Below are 22,845 nucleotides of genomic sequence, written 5' to 3'. Positions count from 1 at the left end.
GTTCGGCCAGACCGTTTGAGAGGAAAGACATGACCGTCGCATTGATCACCGGTGCCAACAAAGGCATCGGTTTCGAGACCGCGAAGCAGCTGCTGGCGCTGGGGCACACCGTCTACATCGGCGCACGTGACGTCGAACGTGGCGAGCTCGCCGCAGCAACCCTCGGAGCGCGAGCGCGATTCGTGCAGCTCGACGTCACCGACGACGCATCCGTGTCGAGCGCACTGGCCGCGATAAACGCGGCAGAGGGGCACCTCGACGTCCTCGTGCACAACGCCGGAGTCCTGGACACCGCGCTCGACGGTCCAGCGGCCCTGCGCTCGTTCGACACGAACGCCGTGGGCATCGTGCGCGTCACGGAGGCGGCCCTGCCGTTGCTCCGCCGCTCATCGAACCCCAACGTCGTCACCGTGTCGAGCAGTGCCGGCTCGTTCTGGGCGGTGAACAACCCCGAAAGGCCTGAATTCCAGCTGCCACTCGCGCTGTACTCATCGTCCAAGGCCGCAGCCACCATGCTGACCGTGCACTACGCGAAGGCGCAGCCGGGCATCACGTTCAACGCCATCGAGCCCGGTGCCACCGCCACCGACATGACCGCTGCCTTCGGCATCGGTCGATCGGTCGAGGAGAGCGCCAGAGTCGTTGTGCGGTGGGCGACCCTGAGCGTTGACGGTCCAACGGGAACCTTCCAGGACGAAGCAGGCGAGCTGCAGTGGTGACCACTGCAACTTCGTCGACCTCCAGGTAGACGCGCCATCCGCTGGCCGGAAATCCAGCGGATGGCGCCAACAGGCATGATCGGCACTACGGTAATGGGATGACGGACGCTGCCGAGTCGCGCGAGCGGGCGAGCTTGTTGGAGCAGCTCGAATCAGTCACGACAGCGCTCGAGACCACTGCACTTCCCGTGCTGCTCGAACCCCTCTTCTCCACTGAACTCACACTCCGGCAGATGAAGGTCCTGGCTATCCTCGTCAGCACCGAAGACGGTGCGACCGGGCGTGGGCTGTCAGCAACATTCGGCGTCTCAGAGGCCGCAGTCTCTGGAGTGCTCGATCGATTGGTCGCCCAGGGAGTCGCCGAGCGCACGACGGACCCGCATGACTCGCGCGTGCGGCGGGTCCGTGCGACTGCGCTCGGACGCATGGTCGCGCGGCGCCTCGTGACCGCTCGCCCAGAGTTCAACGCTGAGGTGCTCGCGCGCCTGCAGCTGGCAGACTTGCAGGCGCTCGTCCAGGGAATGCGCGCCGTGAGCGCCGAGATGGGCTGGCTGGGTCGGCAAGACCAGACGTAGCCGCGTCACGGGGTGGGGATTCCGAACGCGCCGCCCTCGATCAGGATGTACAGTCCGAGCCCGATCAACACCAGGGGGAAGACGACGTGTCCCCAGCGGTCGATGGTTTGTGCCACGGCCTCCCATCGGGTCAGGAACCGGCCGAGAGCGATGAGCAGCGCGAGCATCACCAGGAAAACCAGGCAGTAGACGAACATTCCGCTCACACCCGCTCGCTCAAAAATCGGAATGTAGAGACCGATGTTGTCCCCGCCAGTTGCGAGCGTCACCCCTGCGACCGCCCAGATCGTCGGACCGCCCTCGCGATCGTCCGATGCAACCGTCTCTGACTCGTCCTTCTCCAGATCCTTTCGATGCCACCATGACGTGATTGCGGTTCGAATCCCCAGCACGAGGGGCACCAGCCCGAGGTAGGGCAAAAAGCCCTCCGGGAGAAGGCCGGCAGCGAGCGCGCCGACAATTGAGGCGACGAGGATGATGCCGAAGCCCAGGTATTGCCCGCTGACGACCCGCCATTCTGCGGCGCGGCGACCGGCCGTCTGGCCGAAGAAGAGCGAGAGCACGAGCAGATTGTCAATGTTGGTACCGACAAACATCGCGGCGGCCTGCCAGATGATAGCTAGATCCATTGCACGACCAGCGTCCTTCGAAGCGGGCGTTTACCGCCGCCACCGCGACGGCGGCCCGACTCCCCCAGTGTGCGAGGCCTCCGGCGCGCTGGCAAGAGCCTGTCAGTCGCTGGGCGTCATGGCGTTGTTGCGGAGGTGCTCGTAGATGACGGATGTTCGCACGTCTGCGACCTCGGCCCTCGTCGTGAGCTTGTCAACGACGAATGAGTACAGGGCCTGATTGTCGGAGACCGCGATCTGCACGAGGAAGTCTTCCGTGCCGGAGGTCACGAAGACCCCGAGGGTATCTGGTTGCGTGAAGACCCAGTCGCGGAATGCCTCAATGTTGTCCCGCGACGGCGGACGGATCTTCACTGCGATCAGCGCCTGGACCGGACGCCCCACTGCGGCCAGGTCGATGTCGAGCAGCGCTCCGCGAATGATGCCTCGCCGCCGAAGTCCGCGCGTCCGCTCAAATGCGGTCGTCGGCGATACCCCCACGGCACGAGCGACGTCTCGGTTGCTTGTGCGTGCATCTGACTGCAATTCCGCCAGAATCGCCTTGTCAAGTTCATCCATATTCACCAATCCCCCAGATTTGCCGTACAACCTACGCCCGTAGAAATTGGGCGCCTATTTTCATTCTACGATTGCCCAACCAACTGGTCACAAAGACAAATGGATCAGCCCTGAGACGAAGGAGACACGTGTGACAATCGGATTTGCTCTTGACGAGGTGGACATCACTGCGCCGACTCGCTCCGCACGACTCAAGTGGGTCATCGTGCTCGACACGGCCCTGCCAGCGGGTCGCGCGGCCAACGCCGCCATCTGTGTGGCGGCGGCAACATCGTCAGAAGTGATCGGGCTCCTTGGACCAGATGCAGTGGATGCCGCCGGTTCTTCTCACACCGGCCTGCCCTGGGCCGGCTGCTCTGTGTTGGGCGGCACGAACGAACAGTTGCAGACCCTTCGCTCTAACGCGCACGCCTCAGACGGTGTCTTCGTCGCCGATATGCCTGCGTCGGCGCAGCACACCCGCATCTACAGCGAGTATTTGGACTCTGTGGCATCCGCTGGTGTCCTTGACTACTACGCCGTCAGCATCGTCGGCCCGAAGAACCGTGTGGACAAGCTGACCAAGGGACTCACCCTGCTGCCCTAGTGCCCTAGTGCCCTAGTGCCCTAGTGCCCTAGTGCGAGCGTGGCACGGTGTCTGCGCCTGCGACGAGGCTGGGACGGGAGGACTGCCACATTTTTGCTCAGGTGGCAACCACTTGTTGACGAGCGCGGCGCGGCTTAACGTGGCTCACAAACCGGCTGGCCCGCGCGGACAAGTGAATTCATCATGGACGTACCCGATGGGCTGTGCCGCGTAGACAGGGCAGCACACAGAGAAAGGGTACGAAATGTCGAACGTTTACCCCCCGGTACCGCCCAGCGACGATGACCCACAGGTAGTCCCACCGCGCAACGAGGGCACTTCTGGCGGCACCAATACGGCCGACACTCTCAAGCAGCAGGGCTCTCAGCTGGGAGAGCATGCGGCTGAAGAAGGCCAGAAAATAGCCGGAGTCGCCAAAGACGAGGCCGGAAAAGTCGCGTCTGAGGTGAAGACCCAGGCCAAGGACCTGTTCGCGGAGGCGAAGGAACAGCTGAACGAGCAGGCCACTTCGCAGCAGGAACGTGCCGCCTCTGGGTTGCAGTCGATGAGCGACGAGTTGCAGCACATGGCAGACAACTCTGAAGAGCGCGGCATGGCGACCGACCTCGTGCAGCGGGCGGCGTCCAGAAGCGGCAAAGTCGCGTCCTGGCTCAATGAAAGGAACCCGGAGTCCGTCCTCGACGAGGTTCGCCGCTATGCGCGGCGGAACCCTCTCGCATTCATCGGGATTTCCGCGGCCGCTGGCCTGCTGGCGGGTCGACTCACGCGCTCCCTTGCCAGCGACCATGGCGAGCACGCGCATCCCACGAGTCACGGGACCAGGCCTCAGGCCGCCGCTCCGACCACCGTCACACCACCGCGATCCACCCCTGCTGACGCCACCACGGGGATCAATCCGGCCACGCCTATCTACGACCAGACGCGCGGTGCAGAAGGCACAACCGGCCACATTCCAGAAGGCGGCGGACTCCGATGACTGACCGACCAACGCCGTCGGAAGAACAGGCCGCGAACACGTCGCTGGGTGACCTCCTTAATGAAGTGACCCGTGATATCTCCACCCTGATGCGGCAGGAACTTGAGCTTGCCAAGTCCGAACTGCGGGAGTCAGCCACTCGCACCGGTAAGGCCGCAGGGTTCTACGGCAGCGCAGCGTATGGCGCCATCATGGCTGTGTTGTTCCTGTCGATTGCAGCGTGGTGGGGTCTCGGATATCTCATTGGAAATGCCTGGTCGGCTGTTGTCATCGCAGTGATTTGGGCGATCATCGCCCTCATCATGTTCTTGTCGGCACAGCGCAAGATGAAGACCATCCAGGGAGCGCCCCAGACGGTGGAAACCCTCAAGGAAATTCCGGAAACACTGAAAAGAAATGAGGAGAACCGATGACGAACAGCGACCCGGACCAGATTCGAGCCGACATCGAGCGCACCCGGTCCGAACTCGGAAGTGACGTGGACGCTTTGGCCGACAAGGTGACCCCATCGAAGATCGCCCATCGTCAGACGGAAAAGGTAAAGGGTGTCTTCAGCTCCTGGACCGACCGCATCATGGGAACTGCCCGAGACACAACGTCCGATGTGGGCGATGCCGTCACAGGCGCCCCCCACAAAGCCGTCGAGGGTGCCAAAGGCAACCCTCTGGCCGTTGGCCTCATCGCCTTCGGCGCCGGCTGGCTCCTCGCATCACTGATCCCAGCCAGTACCAGGGAAAAGGAGATGGCTGAGTCGATCAAGGAGGCGGCCGAACCCATGCTGAAGGATGCCGCAACAGAAATGGCAGACAACCTGCGCGAACCGGCCCAGGACGCTGTCAATGCGGTGAAGGATTCTGCCACCGATGGATTCGAGGCCGTCAAGGAGGAAACGACATCCGCTTCTTCTGACCTCAAAGACCAGGTCAAGGGTGCTGCGCAGACCGCGCAGGAGAGCGCCAAGAAGGACGGTTCAACCCCATGACCCATGTGGCGCGGCCGAGGCGCCAGCGCACGCGCTAGTCGGGCGCTTCTGATTCGCTCTCGGCCGTGTCACCGCTCTCACTGTGAGCAGCGTCTGCGGGGATGTCCTCATCGCGATCCGTCGACGGAACGGTGAGAATCTCCTCCTCGGCCTTCGTGTCCGCGTTGACCGGATCGTCGTCAAAGCGTTCCGGCTTTTCTTCGTCCGGCACACCCTCCGGATACCCTCCAGTGGATGCCCCGCTGCTGTTTTCGCCCATCGAGTGGCCTTCCCGTATAGCGTTTGCCCAAGTTGTACGGCCAACGTACGGCGACTCCTCGGTTACCGCAAGGGCGCCGACGTCGAGCGGTTCGGGCTCCCTGCGTGTCGGCCTGCCTGTTGCCGGGACGGTTTCGTGAGCGGCCCCTCAGCCCTCACGAACCCTCATTATTCTCTGTCGAGGCCTTGAGTGCTTCCTCACGCAGCTGCCGCCCCCTGGCGATGTCTGCGCGTTCCTTCTCGGCGTTCTTGTCGATTTTCCGGGTGTCCCGCGGCGGAAGCTGAATCGCTTCCTCCGCGGCAATCCCGGCCTGGAGCTGCCGTGCCCGCTCCAGCTCTGCATCGAACTCGGCCCCGAACAACAGGGCGAGGTTGGCGATCCACAGCCACAGCAGGAACACCACGATGCTGGCCAACGACCCATAGGTGCGGTTGTAGTTCGAGAAGTTCGTCACATACAGGCCGAACAAGAACGAGGCGACGAGCAATGTGATCAGCGCGACCAGGGCCCCCATGCTGATCCACCGGAATTTGGGTTGCTTGGCGTTGGGTGTTGCGTAATACAGGATGGCGATAATCAGCACGGCGACTAAGGCCAGGATCGGCCACTTGACGATCGACCACACGACCTGAACTGTCTCGCCGAGCCCCAGTGCGTTGCCGACAGCGCTCGTGACAGGGCCGGACACGATCACGATCACCAGCGCAATCATGACGAGGATGATGCAGACAATCGTTACGCCCAGCTGAACGGGGCGAAGCTTCCAGAACGGACGCCCCTCTTCGATCTCGTAGATCCGGTTCATCGCCCTGGCGAACGCACCCACATAACCGGATGCCGACCAGATGGCGAGCACGATGCCGAATACGAGGGCGAACCCCGCCCCCGGCGACGAACTGAACTGTTCGAGCGGACCGCGCAGTACGTCGGAAGTGTCTCCCGGCGCGATCTCGTCGACGAGGGAGAGAATCGTATCGATCGACTTCTCACTCTGACCGAATACGCCCAGCAACGAAATCAACGCGATCAAGGCCGGGAAGAGAGACAGCACCGCGTAGTAGGTCAGTGCAGCGGCGACATCGGTGCACTGGTCGGCCGTGAACTCGCGGAATGTCTTCCGCAGTACGTACTTCCACGAGGGTTTGGTGACCTCGGTCGGCGAGTCCGGCTTGCGGGCGTCATCCGGTGCTGGCGCGTTTTCCTGCTTTTTACGATTGTCATTGCGGACCACGGGTGCCTCCTCAATAGCGCTCTATAAACCCGACGATACACGGATCGTGAACCGCGGGATGCTGCACTCCGCGCAGCTACGCTCGCTCACCAGCATCAAAAAGAATTTCGACCATGTGTCGATTTAGACTGGCGCCATTCGACCTTGGGGTGAGAAAGTCAGCAAGCGACTTTCCCCAACACAAGGAGAACGAAATGCCAAAGTACATGCTGATCATGCGGGCGACCGACGAGTCGTTTGCGAACTTCATCAACGTCGATTTTGCGGAGATCCTCGACGCAATGGGCAAATTCAATGACGAGTTGATTCGTGCCGGCGTGCTGCTGGCAGCCGAGGGCCTTGAGGACGCGAACGAGAGTGTCGTCGTCGACTTCTCCGGTGAGACACCGGTCGTCACCGACGGCCCCTACGGGGAGACGAAGGAGCTGTTCAATGGCTACTACATTCTCGATGTCGCGTCGAAAGAGGAAGCTGTCGAATGGGCCAAGCGTGCACCGCTCACCGCGGGGAGCAAGACCGAGATTCGCCGTGTGACGTCGATCGACGAGTTTCCGCAGGACAACGAGTGGATTCAGAAGGAACGCGCCTGGCGCGAGCAGACCGCCCAGCTCTGAACCGACGACGAGGAGGCCGACGAGTAGCCAATGGTGAGCAGGTCTGAGGCGCGGGGCGCCGTCGAAGCGGTGTGGCGAATGGAATCCGCCCGCATCGTCGGCGCCCTCGCCCGCTACACCGGGGATTTCTCGCTGGCCGAGGATCTCGCTCAGGAGGCGCTGGCCGAAGCTCTCGTGTCGTGGTCGATCGACGGCGTTCCGGCCCAACCGACCGGATGGCTGCTCACCACAGGTCGTCGCCGAGCGATCGACGCCTTTCGGCGTCGATCCGCGCGCGACGAACGCTATGCCATACTCGCCCGCGATCTTGACGATCTGGAACCCGGCGTTGACGCCCTGTTCGACCCTCAGGCTATCGACGACGACGTGTTGGCGCTCATGTTCATCTCCTGCCACCCGGTGCTGTCGCGGGAAGCACGGATCGCGTTGACCCTGCGGGTCGTCGGCGGCCTGACGAGCGATGAGATCGCCACGGCGTTTCTGGTTACAGTGCCGACGATCCAGGCTCGCATAACTCGGGCCAAGAAGACTCTGGCCGCCGCGCGCGTGCCGTTTGCCGTGCCAGAATCGCATGAACTGGCCGACCGTCTCGGCTCGGTGCTGCACGTCGTCTATCTCATCTTTACCGAGGGCTCCTCTGCCTCGAGCGGAGAGGAGTGGATGCGCACAGATCTGGCCGCCGAGGCACGCCGCCTGGCTCGCACACTAGTGCGACTCAGGCCCGATCCCGAGGTGTTCGGCCTGCTCGCACTGTTGGAACTCACCGCGGCCCGTTTCCCCGCACGGCTCGACGCTTCTGGGCATCCGGTGCTATTGGAAGACCAGGATCGACGGCTGTGGGACCACACGGCGATTCGACGCGGGCGCGCAGCCTTGGCACGCGCGAGCGGCGCCGGCCGCGGGCTGGGCGCCTATGGGCTCCAGGCATCCATCGCCGAGTGCCACGCAGTCGCCCGGTCCGTGGCTGACACCGATTGGCCACGGATCGTCATCCTCTACGAAGCACTCGGGCGCTTGGCCCCGTCGCCGATCATCGACCTCAACCGTGCAGTAGCCGTGGCGATGGCCTCTGGCCCGGCCGACGGCCTCGCCCTGGTCGACGTCATTGCCGCCCAAGGCGAACTTGCCAGCTCGCACCTGTTGCCGGCGGTGCGTGGCGAGATGCTCATTCGTCTCGGCCGGCGGGGCGAAGCTCGGGCCGCGCTCCTCGATGCCGTTGCCCTGTGCAAAAACACTGCCGAACGCGCGGAGCTCGAGCGGAAGATTGAAACGCTCAGCGTCGGGGTTTGACACGGCGTCAGCCCTGGAAGTCCTCGGGATCGACGTGCTCGATGAACTCCTTGAACTCGTCGAGCGTCTGCTCGCCGTCCTCCGTCTCCTCCTCGCTACGGTCAGGTTCCACCATCGCGGCGGGAAAACCAGCCTCATCCAACACGTCGTCCGCGACGAAGAGCGGTGCCTCTGTGCGCAGCGCCAGTGCGACGGAATCCGAGGGTCTGGCATCGAGCACGACTGAACCGGATGCCGTGGTCAGAGTGATCTCGGCGAAGAAGGTCCCCTCTTCGATGCGAGTCACGTCAACCCGATCAATGTGGGCACCGACGGTGTCGAGGAGTGTCTTCATCAGATCGTGCGACAGCGGCCTCGGTGCCGTATCCCCGCCGAGGGCGATGAGCGTCGAGGTCGCTTCCTGCTCGCCGACCCAGATCGGCAGCACGTTTCCCACGGCTGGCGGCTCGCCTATCGGTTTCAGCAGGACGATGTGCTGGCCCTCTGTATCGAGGGCAACCCCGAGAACGCGTACCTGAACCATGGCGACTCCCGTCGAATTATCGGGCATGACATGACACGGCAATCGTACGTCCGTCCGCGGGGTTACGGCCTGTGAGCGGCCAACTGTCTAGCTGTCACACAAAAAATGGGCGGATGCCGAAGCATCCGCCCACCGTATTTTGCAGCCTTTAGACCAGGGCTGGGATATCCAATGCACTCACGAGAGACTCAATCGAGGAGATGACCACACTTGCCGACTGGGTTGCCGCGTCATCGACCTGGCCTCGGAAATCGTCCTCGGCAGCTGGACCACACAGGTCTGAAATGCCACGGATGGACACGAACGGAACCCCGTGAACGTGGCAGGTTTGAGCGATCGCGGATGACTCCATGTCGGTGGCCAGCGCCCCAGAGAAATCACGCGTGATGAGCTCTGCTCGAGCAGGCGTCACGAAGCTGTAGCTGGACACGATCAGACCCTGGTGCACAACACCGACGCGGAGCGCGTGAGAGGCGAGGATCGCTTCTGCCACGTGTTCTGCCGCGAGGTAGTTTGTCGGCATGCCGGGAACCTGGCCGAGTTTGTAGCCGAATGCGCGAGCGTCGGCATCCACGTTGATGTAGTCGGTTCCGACGACCACGTCGCCGACGCGAACGTCGGCGCCCAATCCGCCTGCGCTGCCGGCGCTGATGATGAGCGGCAGGACGCCTCCGTCACGCTGCGCTTCGAGGATCACCGTGGTGGCCGCTCCGGCTGCGTTGACGAGGCCGATGCCGGTGCGGACGAGTACGGCGGGGTGGCCGCCGAGGAGCGCGTCGCGAAGAACCGCGTTTCCGATCTGCCGTGCGGGGCCGACGTCTTCGGCGCGGGCGAGGAAGGGCTCAAGCTCGTCGTCCATGGCGACGAGGATGGCAAGTGCGGGTGCATGTGCAGGTGTGCTCACGCGTAGACCACGTTCCAGGAGTCGCGGCCCGCGAGGAAGCGCGCGGCTGCAGCCTGAGCGTCGGCGAGCGAGTGGTTGGCGCCCCAGCCGCACTGGACCTCGTTGGCAGCAGATACAGAGTCAGCACTCAGAATGTCGTTCAGCGTCACCTCGATGAGCGCGGCAACCTCGTCGAAGTCTGGGGCGCCCTGCATGATCAGGTAGAAACCCGTCTGGCAACCCATCGGCGAGAAGTCGATGACCTTCTCGGAGTGGTTGCGCGAGTGCTCGGCGAACAGGTGTTCAAGCGAGTGCACGGCCTTCATCTCGAGGTGATCGACGTTGGGCTGGGTGAACCGCACGTCGAACTTCGTGATCACGTCACCGGCAGGGAGGTGCTTCGTGTCGGCGACCCGCACGTAGGGTGCCGCAACGAGACGGTGATCGAGATTGAAGGACTCGACATTCATGCGCTCTTGGTTCATTTTCATCATTCTGTTCGAGATCGATTGTCTACGGGGCAACAGAGCCGCACATAACACAGCGACCGAGAGAACAGACTATCTGGGGAGTTTGTTCAAGTACTGAATGTAGCTTCTGAAGACAGTCCCAACTGCTACGCCGTGTCGTCGTGCCTCGCGAGCCACGCCGCCAGATACGTCGCTGTGGCCCCCTCACCGCGCGCGATGCTTCTCGGCGTGCCTGACGCGACAACCTGGCCGCCTGCGTTGCCACCACCAGGACCCAAGTCGATAACCCAGTCGCAAGCGGTGATCGCAGCGAGGTCATGCTCCACGAGAACCACGGTGTTGCCGGCATCCACCAGTTGTTGCAGCTGGTCAAGCAGCAATTGGGTGTCTGCCGGGTGCAAGCCGGCGGTCGGCTCGTCGAGCAGGTAGAGCGCATGACCGCGCCGGGCTCGTTGCAGTTCGGTGGCCAGCTTGATTCGCTGTGCCTCTCCACCGCTGAGCTCGGTCGCCGGCTGGCCGAGACGGAGATAGCCGAGACCGACATCACGGAGCGTCGCGAGGCTTCGCGACGCAGTGACAACCTCAGCGAAAAAGGCTGCAGCAGCGTCGACAGTCATCGCGAGGACATCCGCGATCGTCTTGTCGCGATAGGTCACTTCCAGCGTCTCTGCGTTGTAACGCGCCCCGTGACATGTGTGGCAGGGCGCGTATGTGCCGGGCAGGAACATCAATTCGACCGAGACGAAGCCTTCGCCCTGACACGTCTCGCAGCGCCCACCGGCGACGTTGAACGAGAATCGGCTCGCGGTGTATTCCCTGGCCTTCGCTTCGTCGGTGGCCGCAAAGAGTTTGCGCACCACATCGAACATGCCGGTGTACGTAGCGAGGTTGGAGCGCGGGGTTCGGCCGATGGGGCGTTGGTCAACGACGACCAGCCGATCAAACGTCTCTACTCCGGACACACCCTCAACATCAACCTCGAGCACGGCTTCGTCCGGCTCGTCGGATGCCGTCCCCAGATGGCCGCGCACCACATGCGCGAGCACCTGGGTCACGAGGGTCGACTTTCCCGATCCCGAGACGCCGGTGACCGCGGTCATCACCCCGAGGGGAACCTCGACCGACGTGTCACGGAGATTGTGCCGAGTGACTCCATTCAGGCGCAACCAGCCCTGGGGTGTGCGGGGCTCGTGAGCTGTCGTCGCCGAGCGTGGAAAGAGGTAACGGCCGGTGATCGACTCCTCGACCTCCCGCAGCCCCTCGACAGGGCCGGAATAGATGACGTGCCCACCTCCTTCACCGGCACCAGGGCCGATGTCGACGACCCAGTCGGCTCGGCGCACGACATCGAGGTCGTGTTCGACGACGAACAGGGAGTTGCCCGACGCAATCAGGCGATCCAATACGTCCAGAAGTGGCTGTGCATCGGCAGGATGCAGGCCAGCGGACGGCTCGTCAAGCACGTAGACGACGCCGAAGAGCCCGGAGCGCAATTGTGTGGCGATGCGCATCCGCTGTGATTCGCCGGGCGAAAGCGTGGTCGAGCTTCGGCCGAGGCTCAGGTAGCCCAGCCCAAGGTCAAGCAACACGTCAACCCGGGCGATCACGTCGGCGGCGATTCGACTGGCAGCTTCACTGCCCTCCTCCGCAGACGCAACGGCTCCCGCCTCGACCCCGTTTCGCAATTCCGCCGCGAGGTCACCCAGCGGTACCGCGTTCATTTCGGCGATCGTGCGCCCTGCGAAAGTGACGGCCAGCGCCTCTGGACGCAAGCCACTGCCGCCGCAGTCCGGGCAGGAAATACTCTGCACAAAGCGGAGGGCCCGCTCGCGCATCCGCTCGCTCTGCGACTGTGCCAGCACATGCATGACGTGCTTGCGTGCGCTCCAAAACTTTCCGTAGTAGCCATGGTCGATGCGACCGTCTTCGGGTTCGACCAGCACGGATGGCTGTTCATCGGTGTACAGCAACCAGTCGCGATCAGCGCGGGGCAACGACCGCCACGGCTTTTCGATGTCGATCCCCAGACCGCGCACGATGCTGCGGAGGTTCGCCCCCTGCCATGCCCCCGGCCAGGCAGCGATCGCCCCGTCGCGAATACTCAGCGTGGTGTCGGGAACGAGAAGGGCTTCGGTGACGTCGTGCACAACCCCGAGGCCCTGGCAGCGGGGGCACGCTCCGGCCGCGGTATTCGGCGAGAATGCCTCGGCGGCGAGGTGCGTCGCGCCGGGCGGGTACGTGCCAGCCCGGGAGTAGAGCATCCGGAGCAGATTGGACAGCGTGGTGATCGTGCCGACGGTCGAGCGTGAACTCGGCGCCCCGCGGCGTTGCTGCAGCGCGACAGCCGGGGGCAGCCCGGTGATCTCTCCCACTTCCGGGGCACCGACCTGGTTCAGCAGGCGCCGCGCGTATGGCGCGACGGATTCGAAATAGCGCCTCTGGGCCTCGGCATACAGCGTGCCGAACGCGAGCGAGGATTTGCCCGAACCCGAGACGCCGGTAAAGGCCACCATGCAGTCTCGGGGAATGTCGATGTCGACATTCTTCAGGTTGTGTTCTCGGGCGTCGCGAACTCGAACCCAGCCATCCACGTCGTCACGTGTCATACATCCACCGTTCTCACCGCCGAAAGAGGGGATTCGATTTCGACGGCACTACTCATTAGCCGCGCTCATCGAATCGACGAGCGCCCACCATGGCCCACCGTACGCTGGCGAGTTGGGTGCCTGCCGGGCGCGATTGGAGATTCGTTTGCCCGCGCGCAGGCGCTGCTGCTGCCTCTGCTGCCGCCTCCAGCCGGGCGATGCGTTCGTCGCCGCAGGCGCAGAGATACGGCGTCAGCGTGGCGTGAGCCGGATGACAGGAATCTCGCGGTCGGTGGCCGTCTCGTACTTGGCGTACCCAGGGGCCTGGGTCGTGATCTGTCGCCAGGCCTCCTCCCGTTCCGCGCCGTGCAGTTGTGACGCGGTGACATCGGTCCGCTGTCCGGCATACTCGATGCGAACGGCGGATGGATGCGCCGCAAGGTTGAAATACCACGACGGGTTGCGTGCGGCGCCCGCTGCCGACGCCACGATGAGCCGGCTATCGCCACCGCCGGGGAACCACCCAACGGGGGTCATGCGCTCGGCTCCTGTTTTGCTCCCCACAGTCACCAGCACCAGCGTGTTGGAGCGCCCGAGGGTGCCGGTGCGACGGACGTGGCCGATCATCCGCTGGTTTGCCCAGCGCTCGATTCGGTTGTGGCCGGGCTGGCGGGCCCCTCGCGTTCCGTTCGGAGTGTCGAATGCCATGGTCTCGTCTCCTTTGCTCGCTGTCCTTCGGCAGGAATGCCGACCACGTTTCCATCGTCCTCCTGAGCGGCCGTGAGCCACAAGGAGTGCTTGGGCCACCCATCGTTGTGCACTCTCGCTCGATTCGGTACGTTCTGGCAGACTCGTGCCATGACCACGACGATCGGCACGCCGGGCGGCACACCAGAGCGGCCGGCGATCTTCTTCGCCACGCCAGAGGAGTTCCGCGCGTGGCTCGAGGCCAACCATGCCACCGCGACGGAACTCTGGATGGGCCTCAACAAGAAGCACGTGCCAGACGGCGGGCTCACCTGGGAACAGGCCGTCCCAGAAGCCTTGTGCTTCGGCTGGATCGATTCCGTCTCCCAGCGCATCGATGAAGATGCCAGGCGCCAGCGCTGGACGCCGCGCAAGCCCGCCAGCATCTGGTCGAGCGTCAACATCGCGCTGGTCGAGAAGCTCACCGCAGAGGGGCGGATGCGCGAGGCTGGCATCGCCGCGTTCGAGCGCCGACGCGAAGACAGATCGGGCGTGTACTCCCACGAGAATCCCGATCAGGAGCTGCCGCCAGAGGCCGCCGCTCGGCTGGCCGCGAACCCCGGAGCCGCCGCCTTCTGGGACGCTGCCACGCCGACCTACCGCCGCCAGGTCATCCACTGGGCACTCACCGCGAAGCAGGAGGCCACCCGCGAACGACGGCTGGCCCAGCTCATCGACGACAGCGCAGCCGGTCTGCTGGTCCCCTTCCAGCGCTACGGGGAGGTTCCCAAGTGGGCTGAGCGTGCCGCGGAGGCGGCGCGAGCGGCGGCATCCGCTTCACCGCCCGACCAGGAGAGCTGAGCGACCCAGACAGTCTGTCGGTCAGACATCCGTCTGCCCGTTGGCGGGCGACCGTGCCGCATCCAGCCGCGCGATTCTAGCCCTGGCGTTCTGCTCACTCGGCGACACCGGGCCGAGCATGCGCGCCCCGCCCACGATGAGCATCCGCGTCAGCGTCACCGCCGGCCACCACGGGCGCCGCAGCCCGAGTAGTTCGCGCTGGTGCCGGTCGAGGGAGGCCACCGCGCCGCCGAACAGGATGGGATACAGCCGCCCCGTCATCCCCGGCAGCCGGGGCTTCCGCAGAAAACGCACGGCCTCGGCAACGCGCGCGTCGGGCTTGGCTTCTGCGAGGTAGCTATCCATCTCGGCGTGCAGTTCCGCGACGGTCGTCGGCGGGTTGGCCACTCCCATCAGCGAACCGGCCTGTGCCCATTCGCGCACGTAGGCATCCGGCCCGCCGGGGATCGGCCCTCCCCAGAGTGCATGGGCACCGAGAAACGCTTCGGTGAAGGCGTCGTGTACCCAGCGCAGCAGCTCCTTGTCGTTCGCCGCATACGCGCGTTCGACGCCGCGGGCGTCGACATAGGTTCCCGTCACATGTTCGTGCAGCCGGGACACGAAAGCGGATGCCGCAGTCGCGCTCGCCCGATCGCCGAACGTCGTCGTGGCCACCCACCGCACCGTACCGTCGAGCCGTCCGAGCGGATCCTCGCGGTAGCGCGACCAATCATGCACACCGGCCATCGCTCCCGGATTCAGGGTTTGCAACAGCAACGCGCGGATGCCGGCGACCAGCGTCGGCAGCGCTCCGTTGACCGCCCACACGGCACTACCAGGCCCAAAGAATCCGGCGTCCGTCCCGTCTGCGAGCGCGAGGGTCCAGGCCGGCGGCTCGCGGCGCCCCGAGCGCCCTGGGCGCCAACGCGTGGCACCGGCGGGTGGGGAGCTGGCCGTGCGGCGATCACTCATGATTCGACGCTAGCCCGAGTCGGCCCCGTGCGGCTGCGGATCCGCTGCGAACGTCTGGCTCCGCTGGGAACCTATCAGGGCGGCGTATTTCCGTGGTGTTAGGCTGTGGGCGACAGTCGTACCGACACTACTGTCAGTAAGGTTGAAACGTGTTCGTTGCATGGCGTGATCTCGGCTTCGCCCGGGGCAGATTCGCTCTCATCGCCTCCGTGGTGCTCCTCATCACGCTCCTGGTTGGCTTTCTCGGCGGTTTGACGCAAGGTCTCGCCAACGCCAACATCTCTGCGGTCACGCCGTTCAAGGCCGACAAGGTCGTGCTCTCGGAGCCGGCCGAGGGCAAGACCCTCAGCTTCTCCGACTCCACGATCAGTGCCGAGTCCGCGGCCATCTGGTCGGCCGCCGAAGGCGTGGACGCCGTCCTGCCGCTCGGCATCCTGACCAGCAGGGTCACCGCAGCCGGCGACCGCGAGCAGACCGCCTCACTCTTCGGCGTCGACAGCTCGTTCGCCCGCATCTCACCGAACCAGATGATTCCAACGGAGGCGGGCACCGTCATCCTCTCGGAGCGTTCGCACGAAGCGCTGCTGGCCGACGTCGGGGACGAAATCTCCATCTTCGGCGACACGTTCACGGTGGCCGGGGTGTCACAGGATTCCGAGTACAGCCACACCGGCGTGATCTGGACCACCATCGACGACTGGCGCACCACCGTGGCCAAGCAGACTGCGGGAGAGGCCCCGTTCGCAACGGCGCTCATCGTGCAGGGAGCCCCGACGGATGCCGCCCTCGTCGATGCCGACGCAGCAACCGTCTCAACCTCGCTGCTCATGTCGCTGATGTCAATCGAGGTCTTCAAGAGCGAGATCGGCTCTCTGGCACTCATGCTTGGCCTGCTGCTCGGCATCTCAGCGCTGGTGATCGGCGCCTTCTTCACCGTATGGACCATCCAGCGCAGCAGGGACATCGCCGTGTTGAAGGCGCTCGGCGCCTCAACCGGCAGCCTGGTGCGGGATGCACTCGGCCAGGCATTCGTGGTGCTGCTCGTCGGGGTGGGACTTGGAATCGGGCTCACCATTGCAGCCGGCGCCGCCCTGCCCGCTGCCGTTCCATTCGTGATCAGCCCGCTCACCACGCTCGTTCCGGGCATCGCGATGGTCGGCCTCGGCCTGGTGGGTGCGGCCTTTGCACTCAGCAGCGTCGTCAAGGCCGACCCGCTTTCCGCCCTCAACGCCCAGAACAGCTAGGAGCAGACCATGATCGAACTTCGCGATGTCACCCTCACCTACCCCGACGGCGACGGCGTCATCACCGCGATCAACGCGGCCAGCCTCACCGTCATGCCCGGCGAGATCACGGCGATCACCGGCCCCAGCGGCTCGGGCAAGTCGAGCGTCCTGGCCGTGGCCTCCACGTTGATCTCCCCCCAGCAGGGCTCGGTGCTGATCAACGGCACCGCCGCTGCCGGCCTCTCTCGCAGTGAGACTGCCGCACTGCGCCGCGACCAGATCGGCATCGTCTTCCAGCAGGCGAACCTGCTGGCCTCGCTCACCGCGCTTGAGCAGCTTGAGCTGATGAGCCACCTCGGCTCGGCCGCCACCAAGCGTTCGAAGGCCGAGACACGGGCGAAGGCACTTGAGCTCCTCGCCGCCGTCGGCCTCGAGAAGAAGGCGCACAAGCGCCCGAACGCACTCTCCGGCGGTGAACGGCAGCGGGTGAACATCGCGCGCGCATTCATGAACGACCCGTCTGTCCTGGTGGTCGACGAGCCGACCAGCGCACTGGACCAGGAACGCGGCGCAGCCATCATCGCGCTCATCATCGAGCTGACCCGCACGCGCAACGTCGCCACCCTGCTGGTGACCCACGACCGCACGCACCTGCCCCTGATGGACAGCGTGCTGGTCATGGTCGACGGCAACCTGAGCGTGCACGAAGCAGCAGAGGCCGTGGCCGCCTAACGTCGAGGGCGTCGTCTAGGAGTGCAGCGACCCGGCCGGCTGCACCGCGGCATGGACCAGCGCGATGGTCGTGCGGGTGACAGCATCCGCATCTGAACCCGACTCGATGGCACCCATGGCCGATTCGAGCACCCCGCCAAGCAGGCGCGCGGTGATCATCAGCTCTGGAACGCCCAGTTGCTGCAGTGCCCCCATGAACGGCGCGATTTGCTCATGGTGCAGCTCGGCCAGCCGGGCCCGGCACGCGTCGGGCAACTGCGCCGCAGACAGTGCGGCGGCGGGTCGGTGCGCTCCCTCGGCGGCCTGGCGCAGCGTCTCGCGCACGTAGGCGTCCATCACCTCAAGCGGCTCGGAGAGCCCGTCGAGGGCGACGGCAAGCTGGGCGTTCGAGCGCGGAAACGAGTCCTCGATGATGGCCGCCAGGATGCCGGCGGCCGAGTCGAAGTACTGGTAGACGCTGGGGCGGGCAAGTCCTGCCGCAGCCCCCACGGCCGCCGGGGTGACGGCAGAAACGCCGCCCTGAACGAGCAGCTCGGTGGCGGCCGTCAGGAGCGCCTCGCGCTGGCGCCTGCGGTGTTCTGCCACGGTCGGCGCGGAAATCTTCGGCATGCCCCTGATGCTCCTCACCCTGCGATTGCTCCGCCAGTCTATCGAGCGGTCTCGGTCTGGCTGGCTAAAGTCGGCGTCGCCTCCTGGTCGCAACACGCGTGCCGGGGGAGCATCTTCCCGGACTTTCGCGTCCTCCGTTTTATGCCTCCAATCGGCGGGACGCTTGACTTCAAAGGTGGGAGCATGAGATCGATGCGACACTGCCCACCCCACAGAGACGGAAACCTCAATGATCACGATCCACCTTCGCTATGAGATCGACGCCGACAAACTCGACGATTTTCGCACTTACGGCCAAGAGTGGATCCGGCTCGTCAACAGGCTCGGCGGCACACATCACGGGTACTTTCTGCCCAGCGAAGGCGACAGCGACGAAGCATTCGCGCTCTTCACCTTCGACTCGCTCGCTGCCTACGAGCAGTACCGCACGGCTGCATCCACCGACCCGGAGTGCATCGCTGCAATCGAGTTCGCTAGGCGTACGCAGTGCATTCGCCGCTACGAACGTCGTTTTCTCTCACCAGTATTCGAATAGCAGGGATGTTGCGATGACGGATGCCGCGGCATCCGCCATCGCAACAGGCTGATTCCTCGGGGCATCGTCGCCTTCGCAGGTTCATGTCGATCGTCGATGGGCGGTAGCTCAGTCCTGGAGACAGCTACAAGAAGGGCGGATGCCGAAGCATCCGCCCTTTCAATGGTGATTCAGGAGACCTAGAAGTCCCAGTCCTCGTCTTCGGTGTTCACTGCCTTGCCGATGACATACGACGAGCCAGAACCAGAGAAGAAGTCGTGGTTCTCGTCGGAGTTCGGCGAGAGCGCCGACAGGATTGCCGGGTTCACGTCGGTGACGGTCTTCGGGAACATCGGCTCGTAGCCCAGGTTCATCAATGCCTTGTTGGCGTTGTAGTGCAGGAACTTCTTGACGTCTTCGGTCAAACCGACCTCGTCGTACAGGTCCTGCGTGTACTGCACCTCGTTCTCGTACAGCTCGAACATGAGGTTGAACGTGTAGTCCTTGATCTCATCGCGACGCTCCTGGGTCTCGTTCTCGAGACCCTTCTGGAACTTGTACCCGATGTAGTACCCGTGCACAGCCTCATCACGAATGATCAGGCGGATCATGTCTGCCGTGTTCGTGAGCTTGGCGTGGCTCGACCAGTACATCGGCAGGTAGAAGCCCGAGTAGAACAGGAACGACTCAAGCAGGGTGGATGCCACCTTGCGCTTGAGGGGGTCGTCACCCTGGTAGTACTCCATCACGATCGCAGCCTTCTTCTGAAGGTTCTGGTTCTCGGTCGACCAGCGGAACGCCTCGTCGATCTCCTTCGTGGAGCAGAGCGTCGAGAAGATCGACGAGTAGCTCTTCGCGTGCACCGACTCCATGAACGCGATGTTCGTGTAGACGGCCTCTTCGTGAGGAGTGATGGCATCCGGAATCAGTGAGACGGCACCGACGGTGCCCTGGATGGTGTCGAGCAGGGTCAGCCCGGTGAACACGCGCATGGTGAGCTGCTGCTCTGCCGGAGTCAGCGTGTTCCACGACTGGATGTCGTTCGACAGCGGGATCTTCTCGGGCAGCCAGAAGTTGTTGACGAGGCGGTTCCAGACCTCGACATCCTTCTCGTCTTCGATCTTGTTCCAGTTGATGGCGTCAACGTGGGAGACGAGCTTCAGCTTGTCAATCATGAGTGTGTTCCTTTTATCCAGAGATTCGAGTGGGCAGCAGATCTAGAGCATGCAGCTGACGCAGCCGTCAACCTCGGTGCCCTCGAGCGCGAGCTGGCGCAGACGAATGTAGTAGATCGTCTTGATGCCCTTGCGCCAGGCGTAGATCTGAGCCTTGTTGATGTCACGAGTGGTGGCGGTGTCCTTGAAGAACAAGGTCAGCGACAGGCCCTGGTCGACGTGCTGGGTAGCCGCCGCGTAGGTGTCGATGATCTTCTCTGCACCGATTTCGTAGGCATCCTGGTAGTAGTCCAGGTTCTCGTTCGTCATGAACGGCGCCGGGTAGTACACGCGGCCGAGCTTGCCTTCCTTGCGGATCTCGATCTTCGACGCGATCGGGTGAATCGACGACGTCGAGTTGTTGATGTACGAGATCGAGCCAGTCGGCGGTACAGCCTGCAGGTTCTGGTTGTAGATACCGTGCTCAATGACGGATGCCTTCAGCGCTGCCCAGTCGGCCTGCGTCGGGATGGTGACCCCAGAGGTCGCGAACAGCTCTGCGACGCGCGCCGTTGCCGGCTCCCACACCTGGTCGGTGTACTTGTCGAAGAACGCACCGGATGCGTAGGTCGAGTCTTCGAAGCCTTCGAAGGCACGGCCACGCTCGATGGCGAGCTTGTTCGAGGCACGCAGCGCGTGGAACAGCACCGTGTAGAAGTAGATGTTCGTGAAGTCGATGCCCTCGTCGCTGCCGTAGTACACGTGCTCGCGGGACAGGTATCCGTGCAGGTTCATCTGGCCGAGGCCGATGGCGTGCGACTTGTCGTTACCGTCTTCGATCGAACGAACGGATGAGATGTGGCTCTGCTCAGAGACCGAGTTGAGGCCGCGAATGGCGGTTTCAACGGTCAGACCGAAGTCGGGCGAGTCCATCGCCAGGGCGATGTTCATCGAGCCGAGGTTGCAGGAGATGTCCTTGCCGATCTCGTTGTACGAGAGGTCCTCGTTGTACGTGGTCGGCGTGTTGACCTGAAGGATCTCAGAGCACAGGTTCGACATGTTGATGCGGCCCTTGATCGGGTTCGCAGCGTTGACGGTGTCTTCGTACACGATGTACGGGTAGCCGGACTCGAACTGGATCTCCGCGAGGGTCTGGAAGAAGTCACGGGCCTTCATCTTCGACTTCTTGATGCGGGGGTTGTCGACCATTTCCTGGTACTTCTCTGAGACGGAGATGTCGCCGAACGGAACGCCGTACACCTTCTCGACGTCGTACGGGGAGAACAGGTACATGTCCTCACCCTTCTTCGCCAGTTCAAAGGTGATGTCGGGGATGACCACGCCGAGAGACAGCGTCTTGATGCGGATCTTCTCGTCGGCGTTCTCACGCTTGGTGTCGAGGAAGCGCATGATGTCGGGGTGGTGCGCGTGCAGGTACACGGCACCGGCACCCTGGCGGGCACCCAGCTGGTTGGCGTAGCTGAAGGAGTCTTCGAGCAGCTTCATCACGGGGATGATGCCACTGGACTGGTTCTCGATCTGCTTGATCGGTGCGCCGGCCTCACGAATGTTGGAGAGCAGCAGGGCGACGCCACCGCCACGCTTCGAGAGCTGCAGCGACGAGTTGATGCCGCGGGAGATCGACTCCATGTTGTCTTCGATGCGCAGCAGGAAGCAGGAGACGAGCTCGCCGCGCTGTGCCTTGCCGGAGTTCAGGAAGGTCGGGGTGGCCGGCTGGAAACGACCGGCGATGATCTCTTCGACCAGGTTGACGGCGAGCGTCTCGTCACCGGCAGCGAGGCCGAGTGCGGTCATGACGACGCGGTCTTCGAAGCGCTCGAGGTAACGCTTTCCGTCGAACGTCTTGAGCGTGTACGAGGTGTAGTACTTGAACGCACCGAGGAAGGTCTGGAAGCGGAACTTCTTCGAGTAGGCCAGGTCGTTGAGCTTCGTGATGAACTCGAACGAGTACTGGTCGAGCACTGCCTGCTCGTAGTACTCCTTCTCCACCAGGTAGTCGAGACGTTCCTTGAGGCTGTGGAAGAACACCGTGTTCTGGTTCACGTGCTGCAGGAAGTACTCGCGCGCAGCCTCGCGGTCCTTGTCGAACTGGATCTCGCCGTTCGGGCCGTAGAGGTTGAGCATCGCGTTCAGGGAGTGGTAATCCATTCCGAGACCGCTTGGTGCGTCAATCACAGTTGCTTCCAAAATGAATCCAATCCTTCGTGAACGATGCGCACATCATCCGGGGTTCCAAATACTTCGAATCGGTAGAGGCAGGGCACCTTGCACTTGGCGGCAATGATGTCCCCGGCGATGCCGTATGCCTCACCGAAATTTGTGTTTCCGGCGCCGATGACGCCGCGAATCAGTGATCGGTTGATCGGGTCGTTGAGAAACCGGATTACCTGTTTGGGCACTGCCCCTGCACCGTTGCCGCCACCGTAGGTGGGCAGGCACAGCACGTATGGCTCTTTCACGCGCAGAGGTTCTTCACGCGCGTAGAGCGGAATGCGTGTAGCGGGGCGACCGAGTTTCTCTATGAACCGGTGCGTGTTTCCCGAAACGCTCGAAAAGTAAACTAACTCGGCCATAGAACACCCCCTCGCGTGCCGATGTGATGCGAGTACTGCTTGCGCTTGTACTTGTACTGCTTGTGCTGCTGAATCGGCGCTTACGCCAGACGTTCAGCGAGCTCGTTGATCTTGTCGGGGCGGAAGCCTGACCAGTGATCCTCGTCGGTGATGACGACAGGAGCCTGCAGGTAGCCGAGAGCCTTAACGGCTTCGAGGGCACCCTCGTCGGCCGACAGGTCAAGGATGTTGTATTCGATGCCCTTGTTGTCGAGAGCCCGGTACGTCGCGGTGCACTGCACACAGGATGGCTTCGTGTAGACCGTGATTGCCATGGCGCTGGCCCTCTCTTCTTAGCTGATTTCGTAGCTGAACCAGCAGTTCAATAGTGGAGTCAAACGACCGGAATTCAAGACATTCACGACGTCGCCGACTGGACTTCTAATACTACATCTAGTGATCGCAGATAGGAACGGGCACAACATGCAGTAATTACAAATATGTAGTTATCCACGGGTTGTCCACCGGTTGTCAACAGCTCACGCCCTCGAGAGAGGCCATTTTCCGCGGCTCGTTGCGAAGTTATCCACAGGCAGACGATTTCAAACTATTTTGCTTGTGGATAACACTTCGGCGTGTCGGTAAACCACTACATGTT

At 63.3% G+C, this 22,845-nt stretch carries 27 protein-coding genes; 12 read left to right on the top strand and 15 right to left on the bottom strand.

Features of this window, described 5'->3' with window-relative positions:
* Window positions 1-29: 29 nt before the first annotated feature.
* Window positions 30-719 (top strand): SDR family NAD(P)-dependent oxidoreductase, encoded by a 690-nt coding sequence (locus AC25Y4_RS07220; protein ID WP_488119718.1) that lies wholly within the window; start codon window positions 30-32, stop codon window positions 717-719.
* Between the two features lie 98 nt (window positions 720-817).
* On the top strand, window positions 818-1,294 hold the full coding sequence (locus AC25Y4_RS07215; RefSeq protein WP_488119717.1) for a MarR family winged helix-turn-helix transcriptional regulator: 477 nt from the start codon (window positions 818-820) through the stop codon (window positions 1,292-1,294).
* A 5-nt stretch (window positions 1,295-1,299) separates the two neighbouring features.
* On the opposite strand, the gene AC25Y4_RS07210 is transcribed toward AC25Y4_RS07215, so the two are convergent.
* The gene (locus tag AC25Y4_RS07210) at window positions 1,300-1,923 is read right to left on the bottom strand and encodes a cadmium resistance transporter (RefSeq protein ID WP_488119716.1); all 624 of its coding nucleotides are present in this window, start codon (window positions 1,921-1,923) and stop codon (window positions 1,300-1,302) included.
* 102 nt (window positions 1,924-2,025) lie between these two features.
* Window positions 2,026-2,481, bottom strand: a complete 456-nt coding sequence (locus AC25Y4_RS07205) for an Lrp/AsnC family transcriptional regulator (RefSeq protein ID WP_488119715.1) — start codon at window positions 2,479-2,481, stop codon at window positions 2,026-2,028.
* Between the two features lie 130 nt (window positions 2,482-2,611).
* Here AC25Y4_RS07205 and AC25Y4_RS07200 point away from each other — a divergent pair, with 130 nt between their 5' ends.
* The 4 genes from AC25Y4_RS07200 to AC25Y4_RS07185 all read left to right on the top strand — a co-directional run bounded on the left by AC25Y4_RS07200 (window position 2,612) and on the right by AC25Y4_RS07185 (window position 5,025).
* The gene (locus AC25Y4_RS07200; protein ID WP_488119714.1) at window positions 2,612-3,067 is read left to right on the top strand and encodes a DUF2000 domain-containing protein; all 456 of its coding nucleotides are present in this window, start codon (window positions 2,612-2,614) and stop codon (window positions 3,065-3,067) included.
* A gap of 244 nt (window positions 3,068-3,311) precedes the next feature.
* Window positions 3,312-4,043, top strand: a complete 732-nt coding sequence (locus AC25Y4_RS07195; RefSeq protein WP_488119713.1) for a hypothetical protein — start codon at window positions 3,312-3,314, stop codon at window positions 4,041-4,043.
* Window positions 4,040-4,456 carry a phage holin family protein gene (locus AC25Y4_RS07190; protein WP_488119712.1) on the top strand — a complete coding sequence of 139 codons (417 nt, stop codon included), beginning with the start codon at window positions 4,040-4,042 and terminating at the stop codon, window positions 4,454-4,456. Before AC25Y4_RS07195 ends, AC25Y4_RS07190 begins: the two co-directional genes overlap by 4 nt.
* Entirely contained in the window at window positions 4,453-5,025 is a 573-nt protein-coding gene (locus tag AC25Y4_RS07185) for a DUF3618 domain-containing protein (protein WP_488119711.1), read from the top strand. Before AC25Y4_RS07190 ends, AC25Y4_RS07185 begins: the two co-directional genes overlap by 4 nt.
* A gap of 34 nt (window positions 5,026-5,059) precedes the next feature.
* On the opposite strand, the gene AC25Y4_RS07180 is transcribed toward AC25Y4_RS07185, so the two are convergent.
* Window positions 5,060-5,284 (bottom strand): hypothetical protein, encoded by a 225-nt coding sequence (locus AC25Y4_RS07180; protein WP_488119710.1) that lies wholly within the window; start codon window positions 5,282-5,284, stop codon window positions 5,060-5,062.
* A gap of 154 nt (window positions 5,285-5,438) precedes the next feature.
* Complete coding sequence (locus AC25Y4_RS07175) at window positions 5,439-6,515, bottom strand: YihY/virulence factor BrkB family protein (protein ID WP_488119709.1); 1,077 nt, start codon at window positions 6,513-6,515, stop codon at window positions 5,439-5,441.
* A 194-nt stretch (window positions 6,516-6,709) separates the two neighbouring features.
* On the opposite strand from AC25Y4_RS07175, the gene AC25Y4_RS07170 reads away from it, so the two are divergent.
* Both AC25Y4_RS07170 and AC25Y4_RS07165 read left to right on the top strand, forming a co-directional pair.
* A complete protein-coding gene (locus AC25Y4_RS07170) occupies window positions 6,710-7,129 on the top strand; it encodes a YciI family protein (protein WP_488119708.1) in 420 nt (139 codons plus the stop codon).
* A 30-nt stretch (window positions 7,130-7,159) separates the two neighbouring features.
* Window positions 7,160-8,419 (top strand): RNA polymerase sigma factor, encoded by a 1,260-nt coding sequence (locus AC25Y4_RS07165; protein ID WP_488119707.1) that lies wholly within the window; start codon window positions 7,160-7,162, stop codon window positions 8,417-8,419.
* A 7-nt stretch (window positions 8,420-8,426) separates the two neighbouring features.
* On the opposite strand, the gene AC25Y4_RS07160 is transcribed toward AC25Y4_RS07165, so the two are convergent.
* The 5 genes from AC25Y4_RS07160 to AC25Y4_RS07140 form a co-directional block, all read right to left on the bottom strand.
* Window positions 8,427-8,969, bottom strand: coding sequence for a bifunctional nuclease family protein (locus tag AC25Y4_RS07160; protein ID WP_488119706.1), 543 nt, complete (start codon window positions 8,967-8,969; stop codon window positions 8,427-8,429).
* Between the two features lie 121 nt (window positions 8,970-9,090).
* Window positions 9,091-9,846: a 5'-methylthioadenosine/S-adenosylhomocysteine nucleosidase gene (gene mtnN / locus AC25Y4_RS07155; protein WP_488119705.1), complete on the bottom strand. Its 756-nt coding sequence runs from the start codon at window positions 9,844-9,846 to the stop codon at window positions 9,091-9,093.
* A complete protein-coding gene (locus tag AC25Y4_RS07150) occupies window positions 9,843-10,310 on the bottom strand; it encodes an S-ribosylhomocysteine lyase (protein WP_488119704.1) in 468 nt (155 codons plus the stop codon). Before AC25Y4_RS07150 ends, mtnN begins: the two co-directional genes overlap by 4 nt.
* 131 nt (window positions 10,311-10,441) lie before the next feature.
* Window positions 10,442-12,901, bottom strand: a complete 2,460-nt coding sequence (uvrA, locus tag AC25Y4_RS07145; RefSeq protein WP_488119703.1) for an excinuclease ABC subunit UvrA — start codon at window positions 12,899-12,901, stop codon at window positions 10,442-10,444.
* 231 nt (window positions 12,902-13,132) lie between these two features.
* Entirely contained in the window at window positions 13,133-13,588 is a 456-nt protein-coding gene (locus AC25Y4_RS07140; RefSeq protein ID WP_488119702.1) for a nitroreductase/quinone reductase family protein, read from the bottom strand.
* Between the two features lie 150 nt (window positions 13,589-13,738).
* Between AC25Y4_RS07140 and AC25Y4_RS07135 the strand changes: the two genes are divergently transcribed.
* Entirely contained in the window at window positions 13,739-14,428 is a 690-nt protein-coding gene (locus AC25Y4_RS07135) for a YdeI/OmpD-associated family protein (protein ID WP_488119701.1), read from the top strand.
* Window positions 14,429-14,449: 21 nt separating this feature from the next.
* Here AC25Y4_RS07135 and AC25Y4_RS07130 read toward each other — a convergent pair whose 3' ends face one another.
* Window positions 14,450-15,379, bottom strand: coding sequence for an oxygenase MpaB family protein (locus tag AC25Y4_RS07130; protein ID WP_488119700.1), 930 nt, complete (start codon window positions 15,377-15,379; stop codon window positions 14,450-14,452).
* A gap of 149 nt (window positions 15,380-15,528) precedes the next feature.
* On the opposite strand from AC25Y4_RS07130, the gene AC25Y4_RS07125 reads away from it, so the two are divergent.
* Both AC25Y4_RS07125 and AC25Y4_RS07120 read left to right on the top strand, forming a co-directional pair.
* Complete coding sequence (locus tag AC25Y4_RS07125; protein ID WP_488119699.1) at window positions 15,529-16,623, top strand: ABC transporter permease; 1,095 nt, start codon at window positions 15,529-15,531, stop codon at window positions 16,621-16,623.
* 9 nt (window positions 16,624-16,632) lie between these two features.
* Window positions 16,633-17,337 (top strand): ABC transporter ATP-binding protein, encoded by a 705-nt coding sequence (locus tag AC25Y4_RS07120; RefSeq protein WP_488119698.1) that lies wholly within the window; start codon window positions 16,633-16,635, stop codon window positions 17,335-17,337.
* A 15-nt stretch (window positions 17,338-17,352) separates the two neighbouring features.
* On the opposite strand, the gene AC25Y4_RS07115 is transcribed toward AC25Y4_RS07120, so the two are convergent.
* The gene (locus tag AC25Y4_RS07115; protein ID WP_488119697.1) at window positions 17,353-17,946 is read right to left on the bottom strand and encodes a TetR/AcrR family transcriptional regulator; all 594 of its coding nucleotides are present in this window, start codon (window positions 17,944-17,946) and stop codon (window positions 17,353-17,355) included.
* Between the two features lie 229 nt (window positions 17,947-18,175).
* Here AC25Y4_RS07115 and AC25Y4_RS07110 point away from each other — a divergent pair, with 229 nt between their 5' ends.
* Window positions 18,176-18,481, top strand: coding sequence for an NIPSNAP family protein (locus AC25Y4_RS07110; RefSeq protein ID WP_488119696.1), 306 nt, complete (start codon window positions 18,176-18,178; stop codon window positions 18,479-18,481).
* Window positions 18,482-18,660: 179 nt separating this feature from the next.
* Here AC25Y4_RS07110 and nrdF read toward each other — a convergent pair whose 3' ends face one another.
* The 4 genes from nrdF to nrdH form a co-directional block, all read right to left on the bottom strand.
* Window positions 18,661-19,635, bottom strand: coding sequence for a class 1b ribonucleoside-diphosphate reductase subunit beta (nrdF, locus tag AC25Y4_RS07105; protein ID WP_488119695.1), 975 nt, complete (start codon window positions 19,633-19,635; stop codon window positions 18,661-18,663).
* A gap of 42 nt (window positions 19,636-19,677) precedes the next feature.
* On the bottom strand, window positions 19,678-21,783 hold the full coding sequence (nrdE, locus tag AC25Y4_RS07100; RefSeq protein ID WP_488120442.1) for a class 1b ribonucleoside-diphosphate reductase subunit alpha: 2,106 nt from the start codon (window positions 21,781-21,783) through the stop codon (window positions 19,678-19,680).
* A 23-nt stretch (window positions 21,784-21,806) separates the two neighbouring features.
* Window positions 21,807-22,208: a class Ib ribonucleoside-diphosphate reductase assembly flavoprotein NrdI gene (gene nrdI / locus AC25Y4_RS07095; RefSeq protein WP_488119694.1), complete on the bottom strand. Its 402-nt coding sequence runs from the start codon at window positions 22,206-22,208 to the stop codon at window positions 21,807-21,809.
* Between the two features lie 80 nt (window positions 22,209-22,288).
* On the bottom strand, window positions 22,289-22,522 hold the full coding sequence (gene nrdH / locus AC25Y4_RS07090) for a glutaredoxin-like protein NrdH (protein WP_488119693.1): 234 nt from the start codon (window positions 22,520-22,522) through the stop codon (window positions 22,289-22,291).
* Between the last annotated feature and the right edge of the window lie 323 nt (window positions 22,523-22,845).

The organism is Leifsonia sp. Y878, assembly GCF_057669685.1.
The sequence above is the reverse complement of the archived record's forward strand: the minus strand, read 5'-3'. Positions and strand labels throughout refer to the sequence as shown.

Excerpts from the sequence above, each read along its gene's own strand:
- AC25Y4_RS07115 (WP_488119697.1), bottom strand. The coding sequence starts at position 17,946 with ATGCCGAAGATTTCCGCGCCGACCGTGGCAGAACACCGCAGGCGCCAG.
- AC25Y4_RS07130 (WP_488119700.1), bottom strand. The coding sequence starts at position 15,379 with ATGAGTGATCGCCGCACGGCCAGCTCCCCACCCGCCGGTGCCACGCGT.
- nrdE (WP_488120442.1), bottom strand. The coding sequence starts at position 21,783 with ATGGATTACCACTCCCTGAACGCGATGCTCAACCTCTACGGCCCGAAC.
- AC25Y4_RS07185 (WP_488119711.1), top strand. The coding sequence starts at position 4,453 with ATGACGAACAGCGACCCGGACCAGATTCGAGCCGACATCGAGCGCACC.
- AC25Y4_RS07150 (WP_488119704.1), bottom strand. The coding sequence starts at position 10,310 with ATGAACCAAGAGCGCATGAATGTCGAGTCCTTCAATCTCGATCACCGT.
- nrdF (WP_488119695.1), bottom strand. The coding sequence starts at position 19,635 with ATGATTGACAAGCTGAAGCTCGTCTCCCACGTTGACGCCATCAACTGG.
- AC25Y4_RS07140 (WP_488119702.1), bottom strand. The coding sequence starts at position 13,588 with ATGGCATTCGACACTCCGAACGGAACGCGAGGGGCCCGCCAGCCCGGC.
- AC25Y4_RS07190 (WP_488119712.1), top strand. The coding sequence starts at position 4,040 with ATGACTGACCGACCAACGCCGTCGGAAGAACAGGCCGCGAACACGTCG.
- AC25Y4_RS07195 (WP_488119713.1), top strand. The coding sequence starts at position 3,312 with ATGTCGAACGTTTACCCCCCGGTACCGCCCAGCGACGATGACCCACAG.
- uvrA (WP_488119703.1), bottom strand. The coding sequence starts at position 12,901 with ATGACACGTGACGACGTGGATGGCTGGGTTCGAGTTCGCGACGCCCGA.
- AC25Y4_RS07180 (WP_488119710.1), bottom strand. The coding sequence starts at position 5,284 with ATGGGCGAAAACAGCAGCGGGGCATCCACTGGAGGGTATCCGGAGGGT.
- AC25Y4_RS07135 (WP_488119701.1), top strand. The coding sequence starts at position 13,739 with ATGACCACGACGATCGGCACGCCGGGCGGCACACCAGAGCGGCCGGCG.
- nrdI (WP_488119694.1), bottom strand. The coding sequence starts at position 22,208 with ATGGCCGAGTTAGTTTACTTTTCGAGCGTTTCGGGAAACACGCACCGG.
- AC25Y4_RS07220 (WP_488119718.1), top strand. The coding sequence starts at position 30 with ATGACCGTCGCATTGATCACCGGTGCCAACAAAGGCATCGGTTTCGAG.
- AC25Y4_RS07160 (WP_488119706.1), bottom strand. The coding sequence starts at position 8,969 with ATGCCCGATAATTCGACGGGAGTCGCCATGGTTCAGGTACGCGTTCTC.
- AC25Y4_RS07165 (WP_488119707.1), top strand. The coding sequence starts at position 7,160 with ATGGTGAGCAGGTCTGAGGCGCGGGGCGCCGTCGAAGCGGTGTGGCGA.
- AC25Y4_RS07205 (WP_488119715.1), bottom strand. The coding sequence starts at position 2,481 with ATGGATGAACTTGACAAGGCGATTCTGGCGGAATTGCAGTCAGATGCA.
- AC25Y4_RS07110 (WP_488119696.1), top strand. The coding sequence starts at position 18,176 with ATGATCACGATCCACCTTCGCTATGAGATCGACGCCGACAAACTCGAC.
- nrdH (WP_488119693.1), bottom strand. The coding sequence starts at position 22,522 with ATGGCAATCACGGTCTACACGAAGCCATCCTGTGTGCAGTGCACCGCG.
- AC25Y4_RS07215 (WP_488119717.1), top strand. The coding sequence starts at position 818 with ATGACGGACGCTGCCGAGTCGCGCGAGCGGGCGAGCTTGTTGGAGCAG.
- AC25Y4_RS07120 (WP_488119698.1), top strand. The coding sequence starts at position 16,633 with ATGATCGAACTTCGCGATGTCACCCTCACCTACCCCGACGGCGACGGC.
- AC25Y4_RS07210 (WP_488119716.1), bottom strand. The coding sequence starts at position 1,923 with ATGGATCTAGCTATCATCTGGCAGGCCGCCGCGATGTTTGTCGGTACC.
- AC25Y4_RS07170 (WP_488119708.1), top strand. The coding sequence starts at position 6,710 with ATGCCAAAGTACATGCTGATCATGCGGGCGACCGACGAGTCGTTTGCG.